Below are 13,614 nucleotides of genomic sequence, written 5' to 3'. Positions count from 1 at the left end.
CGACACGGGGAGTTCAACGCTCGGGGGGAGCCATATGAACTTCAAGACCACCTTGCTGGCGGCAGCCTGTCTGCTCGCCATGCCGACGGCCGTGCTGGCCGTCGAAGCCGCATCGGCCGTCGCGCCTGCGCCGGTCGCGGCGCCGGCGGTTCAGACCGTCGTCATTCCGGAAGGCACGGAACTGCGCATGCGGTTCGAGGACGACCTGTCGTCCAAGAGCGCCGCCGAGGGCGATCGCTTTTCGCTCAGCCTCGACGACAGCGTGCCGTTGGCCGGCGGCCTGTCGCTGAAGCCCGGCTATCGCGGCGCCGGCGAAGTCACTCACGCCGAGAAGCGCAAGATGATGGGCCAGGCCGGCGAGCTGAGCGTCCGCATCGACTACCTGCGTGTCGGCGAGACCCGAATCCGCCTGCGCGGCCAGAAGGGCGGCGAGGGCGACAGCCGTGTCGGCACGACCGTGGCCCTGACCGTCCTGTTCGGCCCGCTCGGTCTGCTCAAGAAGGGCAAGGACATCGAGATCAAGAAGGGCCAGGTGATCACCGTCTACGTCGACGCCGACGCCGAGATCCCGGTGCCGATCGCCGCGCCGCCCGCGTCCTGAGGACCACGACGGCGTCCGCAAGAAAAAGCCCCTCTTCCGGCGACGGAGGAGGGGCTTTCGCATTTGGCGTCCCGGAACGCCCTTAGCGGGCGGCGACGACGATGATCTCGACCTTGTAGGCCGGGGTGGCCAGCTTGGCTTCGCCGGTGGCGCGGGCCGGGGCGTCCTTGCCGTCGACCCAGGCGTCCCAGACGACGTTCATCTCGGCGAAGTCGGCCATGTCGGCCAGCCAGATGGTGGCCGACAGAATCTTCGACTTCTCGCTGCCCGCCTCGGCCAGCAGGGCCTCGATCTGGGCCAGGATGGCCTTGGTCTGGTCGGTGACGCTGGCGCCCGGCGCGCCGACCTGGCCGGCGAGGTAGACGGTGTCGCCGTGGATCACGGCCTGGCTCATGCGCGGACCGGAGTGAAGGCGGGTGATGGTCATCTTCTGTCTTCTCGTCTGGAGTGGGTTGGCGAGGGAGTCTGGATAGCTGCTAACGCCCGTAGCGGGCGATGGAAAGGTCGTCTGCGCGGATCGCCGGCTCGCGGCCGCTGACGAGGTCGGCCATCAGCTGGCCCGAGCCGCAGGCCATGGTCCAGCCCAGGGTGCCGTGGCCGGTGTTCAGGAACAGGTTGGGCAGCGGCGTGCCGCCGATCACCGGGGTGCTGTCTGGGGTCATCGGGCGCAGGCCGGACCAGAAGCTGGCCGCCTTCAGGTCGCCGGCGCCGGGGAACAGGCTGCCGACCGACCGCTCCAGGGTCGCGCGGCGGGCCAGGGGCAGGTTGTTGTTGTAGCCGGAGATCTCGGCCATGCCGCCGACGCGGATGCGGTCGCCCAGGCGGGTGATCGCCACCTTGTAGGTCTCGTCCAGCAGGGTCGACACCGGCGCGCGGTCGGCGTCGACGATCGGCGCGGTGATTGAGTAGCCTTTCACCGGATAGACCGGCAGGCGCAGACCCAGCGATCGCACCAGTTTCGGCGAGAAGCTGCCCAGGGCGACGACATAGCGGTCGGCCGTGACCAAGCTGCGGGCGGTGCGCACGCCGGTGACCGCCCGGCCGTCATGCTCGATGGCGGCGATGGCGTTCTCGAACTGGAAGTCGACGCCCAGGGCCCTGGCTCGCTCGGTCAGGGCGCCCGTGAACTTGAAGCAGTCGCCGGTCTCGTCCAGCGGCAGGCGCAGGCCGCCGACGAAGTCGTCGTCCGCCTTGGCCAGGCCCGGTTCGGCGCGGATCGCCCCGGCCTTGTCCAGCACCTCGAACGGCACGCCGATGCCGCGCAGCACCTCGACGTCCTTGCCGATGCCGTCCATCTGGGCCTGGGTGCGGAACAGCTGCAGGGTGCCCTGCATGCGCTGGTCGTAGTCCAGGCCCAGCTCGGCGCGCAGGTCGATCAGCCGCTCGCGGCTGTATTCGGCGACCCGGACCATCCGCGCCTTGTTCACGGCGTAGCGGGCCTGGGTGCAGTTGCCGAGCATGGCGAACAGCCAGCCCAGCGTGTCGGCGTCGAAGGCGGGCCGCAGGATCAGCGGCGCGTGCCGCATCATCAGCCACTTGATCGCCTTCATCGGGATGCCGGGGGCGGCCCAGGGCGAGGCGTAGCCGGGCGAGATCTCGCCGGCGTTGGCGAAGCTGGTCTCCAGCGCCGGGCCGGGCTGACGGTCGACGACCGTCACCTCGTGGCCCGCCTTGGCGAGATAGTAGGCCGTCGTGACGCCGACGACGCCGCTTCCGAGGACCGCGACCTTCATGACTGGGTTCCGTGATAGCTGCGATGCAGACGCGGGCCGAGGCCCGTCAGGATCTCGTGGGTGATCGAGCCGGCCGCGGCCGCGACGGCGTCCAGCGACTGATGCAGGCCGATCAGCTCGACGTCGTCGCCCTCAACCAGCGCGTCGGCGGGCAGGGCGGAGATGTCCAGGATGGTGCTGTCCATCGACACGCGGCCGACGATCGGCAGGCGAGCCTCGCCCCGCCAGGCGGCGCCCCGGTTGCTCAGCGCGCGGGGCCAGCCGTCGGCGTAGCCGATGCCGATGGTGGCCAGCCGCATCGGGCGGGGGGCCTCGAAGCTGTAGCCGTAGCCGATCCGGGCGCCGGCCGGGACTTCGCGCAGCTGGATGATCCGCGCCTGCAGCGAAACGACCGGCTCCAGCGCCCGGCCGGGGACCTCGTGCGGCTCTGCGCCGTAGAGGGCCAGCCCCGGACGGACCAGGTCGAAGTGGAAGCGGGCGTCCAGGAAGCTGCCGGCCGAGTTGCTCAGCGACCGGGGCGCGGTCGGCAGGCGGTCGGCCTGGGTCAGGAAGGCGGCCAGCTGTTCGGCGCTCGCCACGCCATCGGCCGCGTCGCCGCAGGCCAGGTGGCTCATGACCAGGCGCAGGTCGAGGCGGGACAGCAGCACGGGCTCGGCCAGAAGGGCGTCGAGCTCGGCGGGCGCAAGGCCCAGGCGCGACATGCCGCTGTCCAGCTGGATCGCCGCCGGAAGGACGCCGCCGCGCTCGGCGGCCAGCGCCGTCCAGGCGCGGACCTGGGGCAGGGTGTTGAGCACCGGGATCACGCCCAGATCGGCGGCCTCGGCCTCGGCGCCGGGCGTCAGGCCGTTGAGCACGAACAGGTCCGCGTCGTTTGGCAGGCGGTCCTTCAGCCGTCGGGCCTCGAGCAGATGGGCGACGAAGAAGTGGCGGCAGCCGGCGGCGGCCAGGGCGGCGGCGATGGGGGCGGCCCCCAGGCCATAGGCGTCGGCCTTGACCACCGCTGCGACCGGAACGGGGGCCGTGCGGGCGGCGATGGCGCGGTAGTTCCGGACCAGCGCGTCCAGGTCGACGGTCAGGCGGCCGGCGCTGTTGCGATCGTCGGTGCAGGGCATCGCGGTCTCCGCCGCCGGCCGGTTCGCCGGACGCCGCACAGTAGGCCGCAGGATGTTCGAATGTCTGACCTATCGACGAACGATCGTGCCAATGCTCTAAGTTTCGCGGAACAAAATTCTACGAGAAAGACCGATCATGCAGTCTCTCGACGCGCTCGACCGGAAGATCCTAGGCCTCCTGCGGGTGAACGGGCGAATCCCGAACAACGAGCTGGCCGCCCAGGTCGGGCTGTCGCCCTCGGCCTGCCTGCGTCGGGTGCGGCTGCTGGAGGAGGGCGGGGTGATCCGCGGCTACGTCGCGCTGATCGCGGAGGGCGCGGAGGAGCAAGGCGTCGTCGCCATCGTCCGCATCACCCTGGAGAAGCAGACCGAGGACTTCCTCAACCGCTTCGAACAGGCCGTGCGCCAGCATCCCGAGATCGTCGAGTGCTTCCTGATGACCGGCGACGCCGACTACATCCTGCGGGCCGTGGCGCGCAGCACCGCCGATTACGAGGCCATCCACAAGGACATCCTCTCCCGCCTGCCGGGCGTGGTGCGGATCCACTCCAGCTTCGCGATCCGCACGGTGCTGCGGGCGGGCTAGGGGCGACGTCAGGCCGGCGTCACTGACGCGCCAGCCGAATGGCCCGCAGGTCCGCCTCTTCGCGAACCACCCTGGCGGCGACGATGTCCCCGGCGGGGGAGACGGCGAGGCTGTTCTTCAGGCTGAACCTTCCGAGCGATTGAACATCGCGCACCGCGCCCGACCAGGACGTAAGGCGCAGAACGGAGTCGCCGCCGGGCGCCCCGGCCAGCTGGTAGACGCCGTCGCCTGCCGGCGCCCATGCCGCCTCGCGATTGATGCGGACCAGCGGCGCGGCGAGGATGGCGCCGTCCGGGCCGAGGCGCCAAAGCCGATCGTCGTCCCGCTTCAGCGCGTAGAGGCTCCCCCCGCCCGCGTTCTTGATGATCTGAACCCCGGCGCTGTTCGGAACGGCCGAGATCCGTCCGCGAGAGTCGACCCGCTCGGCTCGCCAGCCAGCGTTTCTCAGGGTGGGTGCGACGATGTCGCCATTCGCGTCCCAAGCCAGTTCGTCTCGCGTCGCGCCGTCCGAGGTGAGCTTTCGAAGGCCTGAGCCGTCGGCGTTGATCACATAGACGTCGGTGCGACGCTCGCGTGCGGCGATGAAGGCGATGCGCTGACCGTCGGGCGACCAGCGAGCGGAGAACACCGAGTTGGCCTTCAGCTCCGTCAGCCGCGTCGGCGCGCCGTCGCCGCGCTTGATCCAGACCTCCGGGCCGCCGCTCTGATCGGAGACGAAGGTCAGCCGGCCGGTCGAGGACAGGTCAGGGTCCCAGTCGTTGCTGGAGCTCTCGGTCAGAGGGACCGGCGCGGCGCCCGCGCGCCAGGCGAACAGGTTGGATCGGTAGTCGGTGGCCTCGACGGCCAGCAGGCCGTGCTCGTCGGCGGACAGCCGGCCGAAATCGAGAAGGCCCACGCTCAGGCGAACGGGCTTGGTCGGGCGTTTGACGTCCACCGACCACAGGCCGGAATCGCCGCCGCGGTTGCTCGAAAACACGACGGTCCGATCGTCGGCGGTGAAGGTGTAGCCCAGGGCCTTCCAGCCGTCGCGCGTGAGCCGCCGCTGTCCGCTTCCCGAGACCTTGGCCGTATAGAGATCGCCCACGCCGTAGGAGAACAGACGGCGGAAGACCAGCTGGTCGCCGCGGTGCGAGACGATGGGATCGCCGTCGCCCAGGCTGTCGGCGGGGGGCGAAGTGACCTCCCGCATCTGGCCGGTGTCGGGGTTCAGGGCCCTGATGCGCCGTACGGCGTTGCGCGTGGGTCGGTCGGACAGCAGCAGTTCGCCGCCCCGGGTCCAGGCCAGGCGTGTCACGGCCTCGACCGCGCAACGCCCGACGACGCGCGGCTCGCCTTGCGGAACCGGCGCGACCAGGATCTCGCATGGCGCGTCCGTGACCCGGCGGACGAAGGCGATGCGGCGGCCGTCCGGCGACCAGGCGGGAGCCTGTTCGTCCTGGGCCGCGCTGGTCAACCGGATCGGCGTGCCGTCGGCGACGCCTCGTAAGAAGATATCCTTTTGGCCGCCGAGGCCGTCGCCGCCTGCGTAGGCGATCAGGCGGCCGTCCGGCGAAAGGGCGGGGTGGTTCTCGACCCCGGGCTCAGAGGTCAGGGGGCGTACGGTCCCGGTGGCGAGCGCGCGCGGCGGCTGCATCACGACGAACGCGCCGACGAGCAGCGCGGCGATCGCGACGCCGCCGCCAGCCAGGACCCAGGGGGAGGGGCGTCCGTCGGGACGAGGCGCGGGCGTCGGCGACGGCGTCATCTCGGTCTCCGTCGTCCCGGGAGCGACGGATAGGAGACGTAGCCGGTAGCCGATCTTGGGGATGCTGCCGATCTCCACGGCCGGGTCGCGTTGAAACGCCTTTCTCAGCTTGACGATGCAGCGCACCAGGGCGTCGTCGCCGACGACGCGCCCGCCCCAGCAGAGCTGAGACAGGTCCTCGCGGCTGAGCGGAGCGCCGCGCCGATGATTCAGAGCAACCAGAACCTGCATCACCCGGGGTTCGAGCTTGCAACCGCCGTCGGGCCAGACCACCTCGAGAGAGGCGGGATGGACCATGCCCGTCCCGAGCTGGAACGGCGGTTCGGACACCAGTTCGATCGGCCTGCGAAGCAGAGCTGACAGGTCGTTCATCGGAAAATCATCGGCTCAAGATCGGGCCCCCGCCCTCGTTCTCAGGGCGCCAGTCTCGTCTATCGCGGCGGTCATTGCCAGCCATCTTGATGGGACCCGCCGATGCGCATTCCGAACGCCCGCCTCCTCGTCCTAACCCCCTTGTCCCTGGCGATCGCCGCCCCGGCGATCGCTCAGGAGAGCGTCACGCGAAGGGCGGTGGACGCCTTCGGCGAACGCATCGGCCTCGAGCAGGTCGGCCTCTATGGCGAAGGCAACGTTCGCGGTTTCGACCTGCAGAACTCCGGCGCCTACCGGATCGAAGGCAGCTACGTCGTCCGTAGCGGGATGATCAGCGACACGGTGCTGAACGGGGTCAGCGTCCGCGTCGGGGCCAGCGGCGCCCGCCTCGACTATCCGTCCCCGTCGGGCGTGGTCGACTATCGCCTGCGCGACACCGTCGGGACCTCGGGCTGGCGCGTGACGACCGGCTTCCGCGACTACGAGACCTTCGTCCTCGACGTCTCGCGTCGGTGGGTCAGCCAGGACGGGACCAAGGGTCTGAGCGCAAACGTCATCGCTCGTCCGGACGCGGAGTGGGGGATGGGGATGGGCGGCGCGATCTACGAAGGAGGCGTCGTCGCTCGCTACGAACCGTCCCAGGCCTTCCGGGTCCGAGCGCTGCTGAGCGCGGTCGATCGAACCTACAGCGGCGACTACGGCGTCGTCCTCGACGGGCCGACGCTGCCCGAGCCGATGATGAAGCGTCAGAACTTCTCCCCGGACTGGGCCCGCTTCAAATCGCGCGAGATCACCGGCGGCGTCATCCTGGACGGCGGATCGGGAGACTGGGCCTGGGCCGCATCGGCCTTCCGCGCCTCCTACGCGCCGAAGCAGACCGACTACACCCTGCTGCGGGTCGGCTCGAACGGCCTCGGGACGGCGACGCTGTTCACGACGCCGGAGCGGGCGTTCGTGTCGGATTCGATGGAAGCTCGGGTGTTCCGAACCGTCGCCGCTGGAGCCCTGACGCACCGGTTCGGCGGGGCGGTGCGCTGGCGCGGCTCGGACGCGGAGACGGTCGGCGGCGCGCGCGTCAATCTCGGGGCGGTCGACCTGTCCCGTCGTCCGGAATACGGCCGGCCGCCGGCTCCTCATGATGACGGGCGGCGGATCCAGGACCAGGTCGAACAGGCGACGGCCAGCGTGATGTACGACCTGGCGGCCGGCGAGGCTCTGACCCTGCGGATGGGCGCGCATCGCACGCACTACGAAAAGGCCGTGACGGCGCTGGATGGGGCCCATTCCGAACGTCAGGAAGAGCGATGGCTCTACAACGCCTCGGTAAGCTGGAAGCTCAATCCGAAGACGACGCTGTTCGCCAGCTGGGTCACCGGCCTCGAGGAAAGCGGGGTCGCGCCGACCGCGGCCGTCAATCGCAACGAAGTCCTGCCGCCGGTCGAGGCCGAGCAGAGGGAGGTCGGGGTGCGCGTCGCCCTGGCCGAGCGCCTGACCTTCACCGGCGCGGTGTTCGAGCTGTCGAAGCCGACGACCGGCTTCCGCGCGGACGGTTCCTTCGGGACGGTGGGCCAGGTGACCCATCGCGGCGTGGAGGGGTCGCTCGCAGGGCAGCTGCGTCCGGGGACCAATGTCGTCCTGGGCGGTTTCTGGCTCGACGCCGAGATCGAGGGCGACATGGTCCGCACGGGCGTGATCGGCGGCAAGCCCGCCGGGCTGTCGGAGTTCCGGGCCATGGCCAGCCTGGAGCAGGACCTGAGCTTCGCGCCCGGCTGGTCGGCGGATGCCTATGTCACCTACGACGCCGAGCGCTGGGTCGACGCCAGGAACAGTCTGCGGGCGCCGGGCAACCTCATGGTCAACGTCGGCGTCCGCCGGCGCTGGCAGGTGGCGGACGCCGACGTGTTGCTGCGCGTGATGATGTCGAACGCCTTCGACAAGACCGGCTGGTGGGCGGGCTCGCGCGACGAGATCTGGCCGATCTCGCCCCGCGCCATCCGGGCCACGATCACCGCGACCTTCTGACCCCGCATCGCCGCCTCTGGCGTCAACCGGCGGCGGCCTTGACCCAAGACACCCTGGAAAAGGACGACCCCATGCTCCTTCAAACGACCGCTTACTACGCGCTGCCGCTGGCCCTCCTGGGCCTGGTCCTGTGGTTTCGCGTCACGGCGACCCGCTCGGGCCTCAAGGTCTCGATCGGCGACGGCGGTGATCCCGCCCTGCACGAGAAGATCCGTCAGCACGGCAACTTCATCGAGTGGACGCCGCTCGTCCTGCTGCTGATGGTCATCGCCGAAGGCAACCGGGCTGACGCGATCTACCTGCATATCTCGGGCGGGCTGCTGCTCGCGGGCCGCCTCATCCATCCGTTCGGGCTGAGCGCCGCGAACCCAATGCATCCCCTCCGGATCGTCGGCAACACCGCGAGCCTGCTCGCCATGCTCAACGTCATGGCCTGCCTCGTCTTCACGACGTTCGATCTTTGAGAGGGACGCCACGCGGCACAGGCCGTGGTTCATCCAGACCGTCTGCGCCACCCCTCCCGGCGCCGGCTGGCACGAGGCCACGAGCCATGCCGCTACCCGAGCGCCGGGTTTGAGCCGCCCGGCGCTCGGGGATCTTCATCGTCGGCCGGGGCCCTAGGCGGCCTTGGCGCGCTCCGCGATCCAGCGGTCGACGCGGGTCTCCAGCACCGGCAACGGCAGGGCGCCCGCGTCCAGCACCACGTCGTGGAAGCCGCGCAGGTCGAACTTGGCGCCCAACGCCTGACGGCTCTTCTCCCGCAGCGCCAGGATCCTGACCATGCCGACCTTGTAGGAGGTGGCCTGGGCCGGCATCACGAAGTAGCGGCGGATCTCCGACTTGATCTTGGCCAGCGGCTGCGGCGAGTTGGCGGTGTAGAAGGTCAGCGCCTGGGTCTCGCTCCAGCCCTTGGCGTGAATGCCGGTGTCGACCACCAGTCGGATCGCCCGCCAGATTTCGCGGCCCAGTCGCCCGAAGTCGCTGTAGGGATCCTGGTAGAAGCCCGCCTCCTTGGCCAGCTGCTCGACGTACAGCCCCCAGCCTTCGACATAGGCGCCGTACTTGTACTGGGTGCGGAAGACCGGCGCGCCGGTCATCTCCTGAGCCAGCGAGATCTGCATGTGATGGCCCGGCCAACCCTCGTGGTAGGCGGTGCCCTCGATCTCGTAGGTCGGGGTCGCGCGGGTGTCCGCCAGGTGGACGTAGAAGACGCCGGGGCGCGAACCGTCGACGGCTCCGGCGTTGTAGTGCGCGGCCCCGCCGGGCTCGGCGCGATAGGCCTCGACCTCCTTCACGATCAGCTTCGACTTCGGCAGGCGGCCGAAGTAGCGGGGCAGGGCGGCCTCCATCGCCGACAGATAACCCTCCGCCAGCTTCAGGTACCGGGCGCGGCCGGCGGCGTCGTTGGAGACGTAGAACTGGTCGTCGCTGCGCATGAAGACGAAGAACTCTTCCAACGTCCCGGAGAAGCCGATCTTGGCCTTGAGCGTCTCCATCTCGGCGCGGATCCGGGCGACCTCGGACAGACCCAGGGCGTGGATCTCGTCGGCGGTCAGGCTGGTGGTGGTCTGCTGGCGCAGCATGGCGTCGTAGAAGGCGCGGCCGTCCGGCAGAGCTACGGCGCCCTGCGGCTCGGGCGAGGCCTTCTCACGATCCGCCGTCAGCCAGGCGGTCAGCCGGTCATAGGCCGGCTTCATGCGCGAGGTCATCGCCGTCGAGACGGCCTGGCTCAGTTGCGCGGCCTTGGCGTCGTCGATCTTCCCCGCCGTCCGCAGCGCCGCGATCTTGCCCTTGGCGTCGGCGAACAGAGCCGCGTCGGCGCCGCCGTCGAACGGCGCGCCGGTGGTCACCCGGCGGGCGTCCAGCAGCGACTGGTCATAGGCGAAGCGCGGCATCCGTACGCCGGCCGCCGCGGCCCGCTGGGCCTTGTCGAGCTCCACGTCCAGAGCCGGGCCGATGGCGGCGACGCGCGCCACATAGGCCTCCATGTCCGCCGGCTCGCTGACCGAATGCACGTTGATCATGAAGTTGGGCAGGCCGGTGTGGGCGCCGCCCCGGCCGAAGACATAGGCGTGGCCCCGCCAGCGGTGCTCCTCCTCGGCGCGGTCGAGTTCGAGCGCCCAGATGTCGTAGGAAGTGCGGGCGTCCTCGCCGAGCTTGGCTCGGTCGAACCGGCGCTTCATCTCCGCGACGCTCTTGCGCCGCCAGGCCAGGTTCCGCGCCAGGGCCGCTTCGGACTGATCGGTCAGCTTGTCGTACTGCGTTTTGCGGCCGAGCCGGGCCAGCCACTGGGGATCCATGGCCAGTTCCTGCTCGAAGGCCTGGTCGAGGTAGGCGGTGAGTTTCTGGTCGATCGGCGACCCCGCGGTCGTCGTCCGCGCGATGGCGAGAGCAGGCGCAAGCGCCGCCGCCGCAACGCCAAGTCCGAAATCACGCCGCGAAAGCCGCATCAGAAAATCCCCTTCGAAAGCTGACCGGCGGGACCCTAGTCAGGTTCGGCGCGGGACGCGAGCGCCGCCAGGGCCACTGTGCGGGCCGGCGATGGTCTTCAGCTGCGGCGAGTTCCGCAGGCCTCCTGCATGATCTGGTCGTGCAGGCGGTCAATCAGTCTGCGGAGCGCTGATCGGCGAGGCGCCGGCTGATCTCGACGATGGCTTGGATCGCCGGCATCAGCTCCCGGCCGAGCGGGGTCAGGGCGTATTCGACCGAGGGCGGCGAGGTGGGATGCACCGACCGCGACAGCACCCCGCGCTTCTCCAGGTCGCGCAGCCGGGCGGTCAGGACCTTGGCCGAGACGGCGGGCATGTCGTGGCGCAACTCGCCGAAGCGTCGCGGGCCGGCGCTCAGGTACCAGATCACGTGTGGCGTCCAGGCGCCGCTGATCAGCGACATGCACACCGCCAGCGGGCATTCGGGATAGGGTTCGGGAGCCCTGTTCTTGCGGACCTTCAGCGGCATGCGGGCTCCTGGCCGGGGGCGTCGATGGAGGTTGGGGCGGGTTACCGCCCGGAAACCCGATAGTTCGCTAACCGAAAGATAGTTGGTTTCCAACTGTAACCACGCGCCCTAGCTCTCCGACGCCATCTGTTGGAGGACGCCCCATGAAACTCTTCTACCTGCCCAGCGCCTGCTCGCTGTCGCCGCACATCGTGCTGCGCGAGGCCGGCCTGGCCTTCGAGCTGGACCGCATCGACCTGGCCACCCGTCGCACCGAGGGCGGCGAGGACTATCGGCGGATCAACCCGATGGGCTACGTGCCGGCGCTGCGTCTCGACGATGGCCAGGTTCTGACCGAGGGCGCGGCCATCGTGCAGTACATCGCCGACGCCTATCCCGACCGGAACCTGGCGCCGCGCCCCGGGACGGTGGAGCGGGCCCGGGTCCAGGCCTGGCTGAACTTCATCGCCGCCGAGCTGCACAAGGCCTTTACGCCCCTGTTCCGGCCCGATGTGACCGATGAGGGCAGGGCGGTCGCGATCGCCGAGGTCGGGCGGCGTTTCGACGTCATCGAGGCCGAGCTGTCGGACGGCCGTCCCTACCTGGTCGGCGGCGACTTCGGCGTGGCCGACGCCTATCTGTTCGTGGTGGCGCGCTGGGCGATCCCCCGGGGCGTGGGGCTGGACGGCTGGCCCCGCCTGAAAGCGCTTGTCGAGCGGATCGGCGAACGGCCGACGGTCCAGGTGGCGCTGGCGGCCGAGGCGGCCTGACCATGGACCCGCGCTTCGCCGAACTGGCCCAGGCCATGACGCTGTACTTCGACGGTCTGCACCACTCCGACATCGACCGCCTGGGCCGGGTGTTCCATCCGGAGGCCCAGTACGTCTGCGCGACGGATGGGACCCTGACCCGGCTGGGCATGGACGAGTACCTGCCGATGGTGGCGGCCAGGCCCTCGCCGGCCGGTCGCGGCGAGGCGCGGGCGGACGCGATCGGATCGATCGCCTTCGCCGGCCCCGTCACCGCTTTTGTCCAGGCCGCCTGCGCCATCGGACCCAAGCGCTTCACCGACTTCCTGACCTTCATCAAGCTCGACGGCGAATGGCGGATCATCGCCAAGGTGTTCCACTACGACCACGCCGCCTGATCCGGGAGACCGCATGCCTTACGTGAACATCAAGATCACCCGCGAGGGGGCGACGCCGGAGCAGAAGGCGCGCCTGATCAAGGGCGTCAGCGACCTGCTGTACGACGTCCTGGGCAAGGATCCGGCCTTGACCTTCGTCGTCATCGACGAGGTGGCGCTGGAAGACTGGGGCGTCGGCGGCCTGCCGGTCGAGGAACATCGGCGAAGACGCGCCGGAGGCTGATCGCGCCATTCCATCCGGGGCGGGCCCTGGTCTAGTGTCGCGCCTTCACAGCGAGGGAGCTTCCGATGGCCAGGGCCACAGTCAGCAGCAGCGGCGCCGAATGGGCGACCCATATCAAGACCGGCCGTCACGAGCTCCTGTCGGACGAACCCCAGGCCCTGGGCGGCCAGGACGCCGGCCCCGCGCCCTATGACCTGCTGCTGGCCAGCCTGGGTTCGTGCACCGCCATCACCCTGCGGATGTACGCCCAGCGCAAGCAGTGGACCCTGCGCGAGGTCGGCATCGAGCTGAGCCACCACAAGGAAGAGAACCGCTCCAAGATCCACCGGGTGATCACCTTGCAGGGCGACCTGGACGAGGAGCAGCGCGCGCGCCTGGCCGACATCGCCGAGCGCACGCCGGTGACCCTGACCCTGAAGGAAGCGGCGGACATCCACACGGAGTTGGCGAAGTGAGCGGGCGCGTCTTCGCCGTCACCGGCGGCTTCGGAATCCTGGGCTCGGCCGTCGGCAGGGCGGCGCTGGCCGACGGCGCCCGGGTGGCGCTGATCGACGCGGCGCCCGCGCCCGCCGGTCTGCCTGAGGGCGTGCTGGCCCTGGGCGGGGTGGACCTGACCTCGACCGCTCAGGCCGAGGCGGCCCTGGCCAAGGTCGTCGAGGCCTTCGGCGGGCTGGACGTGCTGGTCAACGTCGCCGGCGGCTTCCGCTGGCAGACGCTGCAGGACGGCGATCTGGACGTCTGGGGCAAGCTCTACGCCCTCAACACCGCCACCTGCGCTACGACCAGCAAGGCGGCGCTGCCGCACCTGCTGGCCTCGAAGGCCGGGCGGATCGTCAGCGTCGGAGCCAACGGCGCGGTCAAGGCCGTGGCCGGCATGGGCGCCTATGCCGCTTCAAAGGCGGGCGTCCATCGCCTGACCGAAAGCCTGGCCGAGGAGTTGAAGGGGCGGGTGACGGTCAACGCCGTGTTGCCCTCGATCATCGACACGCCGGCCAATCGGGCCGACATGCCGGGCGTCGATCCGTCGACCTGGGTGACCGCCGACGAGGTGGCGCAGGCCATTCTGTGGCTGGCGTCGGAACAGGCCTCTGGCGTGACCGGCGCGCTGTTGCCCGTCGTCGGCCGTGTCTGAACTGA

At 70.1% G+C, this 13,614-nt stretch carries 15 protein-coding genes; 9 read left to right on the top strand and 6 right to left on the bottom strand.

Annotated elements, in window-relative coordinates; genetic code table 11:
• Positions 1-34: 34 nt before the first annotated feature.
• Entirely contained in the window at positions 35-601 is a 567-nt protein-coding gene (locus CSW64_RS15215; protein WP_216361187.1) for a hypothetical protein, read from the top strand.
• Between the two features lie 82 nt (positions 602-683).
• Here CSW64_RS15215 and CSW64_RS15210 read toward each other — a convergent pair whose 3' ends face one another.
• From CSW64_RS15210 to alr, 3 genes are read right to left on the bottom strand one after another with little or no spacing between them, the layout of a single operon-like run.
• A complete protein-coding gene (locus CSW64_RS15210; protein WP_099622894.1) occupies positions 684-1,028 on the bottom strand; it encodes a RidA family protein in 345 nt (114 codons plus the stop codon).
• A gap of 49 nt (positions 1,029-1,077) precedes the next feature.
• A complete protein-coding gene (locus CSW64_RS15205) occupies positions 1,078-2,334 on the bottom strand; it encodes a D-amino acid dehydrogenase (RefSeq protein WP_099622893.1) in 1,257 nt (418 codons plus the stop codon).
• A complete protein-coding gene (alr, locus tag CSW64_RS15200) occupies positions 2,331-3,446 on the bottom strand; it encodes an alanine racemase (RefSeq protein ID WP_099622892.1) in 1,116 nt (371 codons plus the stop codon). The genes CSW64_RS15205 and alr overlap by 4 nt, the downstream gene beginning before the upstream one ends.
• A gap of 136 nt (positions 3,447-3,582) precedes the next feature.
• Between alr and CSW64_RS15195 the strand changes: the two genes are divergently transcribed.
• Positions 3,583-4,032 (top strand): Lrp/AsnC family transcriptional regulator, encoded by a 450-nt coding sequence (locus CSW64_RS15195; RefSeq protein WP_099622891.1) that lies wholly within the window; start codon positions 3,583-3,585, stop codon positions 4,030-4,032.
• Between the two features lie 19 nt (positions 4,033-4,051).
• On the opposite strand, the gene CSW64_RS15190 is transcribed toward CSW64_RS15195, so the two are convergent.
• Positions 4,052-6,148, bottom strand: coding sequence for a winged helix-turn-helix domain-containing protein (locus CSW64_RS15190; protein ID WP_099622890.1), 2,097 nt, complete (start codon positions 6,146-6,148; stop codon positions 4,052-4,054).
• 102 nt (positions 6,149-6,250) lie between these two features.
• Between CSW64_RS15190 and CSW64_RS15185 the strand changes: the two genes are divergently transcribed.
• Positions 6,251-8,170: a TonB-dependent siderophore receptor gene (locus CSW64_RS15185; protein ID WP_099622889.1), complete on the top strand. Its 1,920-nt coding sequence runs from the start codon at positions 6,251-6,253 to the stop codon at positions 8,168-8,170.
• Positions 8,171-8,208: 38 nt separating this feature from the next.
• The gene (locus tag CSW64_RS15180; protein ID WP_245863725.1) at positions 8,209-8,634 is read left to right on the top strand and encodes an MAPEG family protein; all 426 of its coding nucleotides are present in this window, start codon (positions 8,209-8,211) and stop codon (positions 8,632-8,634) included.
• A 153-nt stretch (positions 8,635-8,787) separates the two neighbouring features.
• Here the strand turns inward: CSW64_RS15180 and CSW64_RS15175 are convergent, their stop codons facing one another.
• Positions 8,788-10,620, bottom strand: coding sequence for a DUF885 domain-containing protein (locus CSW64_RS15175; protein ID WP_099622888.1), 1,833 nt, complete (start codon positions 10,618-10,620; stop codon positions 8,788-8,790).
• 154 nt (positions 10,621-10,774) lie between these two features.
• Entirely contained in the window at positions 10,775-11,128 is a 354-nt protein-coding gene (locus CSW64_RS15170) for a winged helix-turn-helix transcriptional regulator (RefSeq protein WP_099622887.1), read from the bottom strand.
• A gap of 143 nt (positions 11,129-11,271) precedes the next feature.
• Here CSW64_RS15170 and gstA point away from each other — a divergent pair, with 143 nt between their 5' ends.
• From gstA to CSW64_RS15145, 5 genes are all read left to right on the top strand, one after another.
• Positions 11,272-11,877, top strand: a complete 606-nt coding sequence (gstA, locus tag CSW64_RS15165) for a glutathione transferase GstA (protein ID WP_099622886.1) — start codon at positions 11,272-11,274, stop codon at positions 11,875-11,877.
• 2 nt (positions 11,878-11,879) lie between these two features.
• On the top strand, positions 11,880-12,254 hold the full coding sequence (locus tag CSW64_RS15160) for a nuclear transport factor 2 family protein (RefSeq protein WP_099622885.1): 375 nt from the start codon (positions 11,880-11,882) through the stop codon (positions 12,252-12,254).
• A 13-nt stretch (positions 12,255-12,267) separates the two neighbouring features.
• Entirely contained in the window at positions 12,268-12,477 is a 210-nt protein-coding gene (locus CSW64_RS15155) for a tautomerase family protein (RefSeq protein ID WP_099622884.1), read from the top strand.
• 65 nt (positions 12,478-12,542) lie between these two features.
• Positions 12,543-12,932: an OsmC family protein gene (locus CSW64_RS15150; protein WP_099622883.1), complete on the top strand. Its 390-nt coding sequence runs from the start codon at positions 12,543-12,545 to the stop codon at positions 12,930-12,932.
• Positions 12,929-13,609, top strand: a complete 681-nt coding sequence (locus CSW64_RS15145) for an SDR family NAD(P)-dependent oxidoreductase (protein WP_099622882.1) — start codon at positions 12,929-12,931, stop codon at positions 13,607-13,609. The genes CSW64_RS15150 and CSW64_RS15145 overlap by 4 nt, the downstream gene beginning before the upstream one ends.
• The last annotated feature ends 5 nt before the right edge of the window (positions 13,610-13,614 follow it).

Origin of the sequence: Caulobacter mirabilis (assembly GCF_002749615.1) — a bacterium.
Lineage (GTDB): Bacteria > Pseudomonadota > Alphaproteobacteria > Caulobacterales > Caulobacteraceae > Caulobacter > Caulobacter mirabilis.
Note: the sequence above shows the minus strand (reverse complement) of the source record. Positions and strands in the feature narration are given on the sequence as shown.

Excerpts from the sequence above, each read along its gene's own strand:
- alr (WP_099622892.1), bottom strand. The coding sequence starts at position 3,446 with ATGCCCTGCACCGACGATCGCAACAGCGCCGGCCGCCTGACCGTCGAC.
- CSW64_RS15215 (WP_216361187.1), top strand. The coding sequence starts at position 35 with ATGAACTTCAAGACCACCTTGCTGGCGGCAGCCTGTCTGCTCGCCATG.
- CSW64_RS15160 (WP_099622885.1), top strand. The coding sequence starts at position 11,880 with ATGGACCCGCGCTTCGCCGAACTGGCCCAGGCCATGACGCTGTACTTC.
- gstA (WP_099622886.1), top strand. The coding sequence starts at position 11,272 with ATGAAACTCTTCTACCTGCCCAGCGCCTGCTCGCTGTCGCCGCACATC.
- CSW64_RS15205 (WP_099622893.1), bottom strand. The coding sequence starts at position 2,334 with ATGAAGGTCGCGGTCCTCGGAAGCGGCGTCGTCGGCGTCACGACGGCC.
- CSW64_RS15170 (WP_099622887.1), bottom strand. The coding sequence starts at position 11,128 with ATGCCGCTGAAGGTCCGCAAGAACAGGGCTCCCGAACCCTATCCCGAA.
- CSW64_RS15190 (WP_099622890.1), bottom strand. The coding sequence starts at position 6,148 with ATGAACGACCTGTCAGCTCTGCTTCGCAGGCCGATCGAACTGGTGTCC.
- CSW64_RS15210 (WP_099622894.1), bottom strand. The coding sequence starts at position 1,028 with ATGACCATCACCCGCCTTCACTCCGGTCCGCGCATGAGCCAGGCCGTG.
- CSW64_RS15155 (WP_099622884.1), top strand. The coding sequence starts at position 12,268 with ATGCCTTACGTGAACATCAAGATCACCCGCGAGGGGGCGACGCCGGAG.
- CSW64_RS15195 (WP_099622891.1), top strand. The coding sequence starts at position 3,583 with ATGCAGTCTCTCGACGCGCTCGACCGGAAGATCCTAGGCCTCCTGCGG.
- CSW64_RS15185 (WP_099622889.1), top strand. The coding sequence starts at position 6,251 with ATGCGCATTCCGAACGCCCGCCTCCTCGTCCTAACCCCCTTGTCCCTG.
- CSW64_RS15175 (WP_099622888.1), bottom strand. The coding sequence starts at position 10,620 with ATGCGGCTTTCGCGGCGTGATTTCGGACTTGGCGTTGCGGCGGCGGCG.
- CSW64_RS15150 (WP_099622883.1), top strand. The coding sequence starts at position 12,543 with ATGGCCAGGGCCACAGTCAGCAGCAGCGGCGCCGAATGGGCGACCCAT.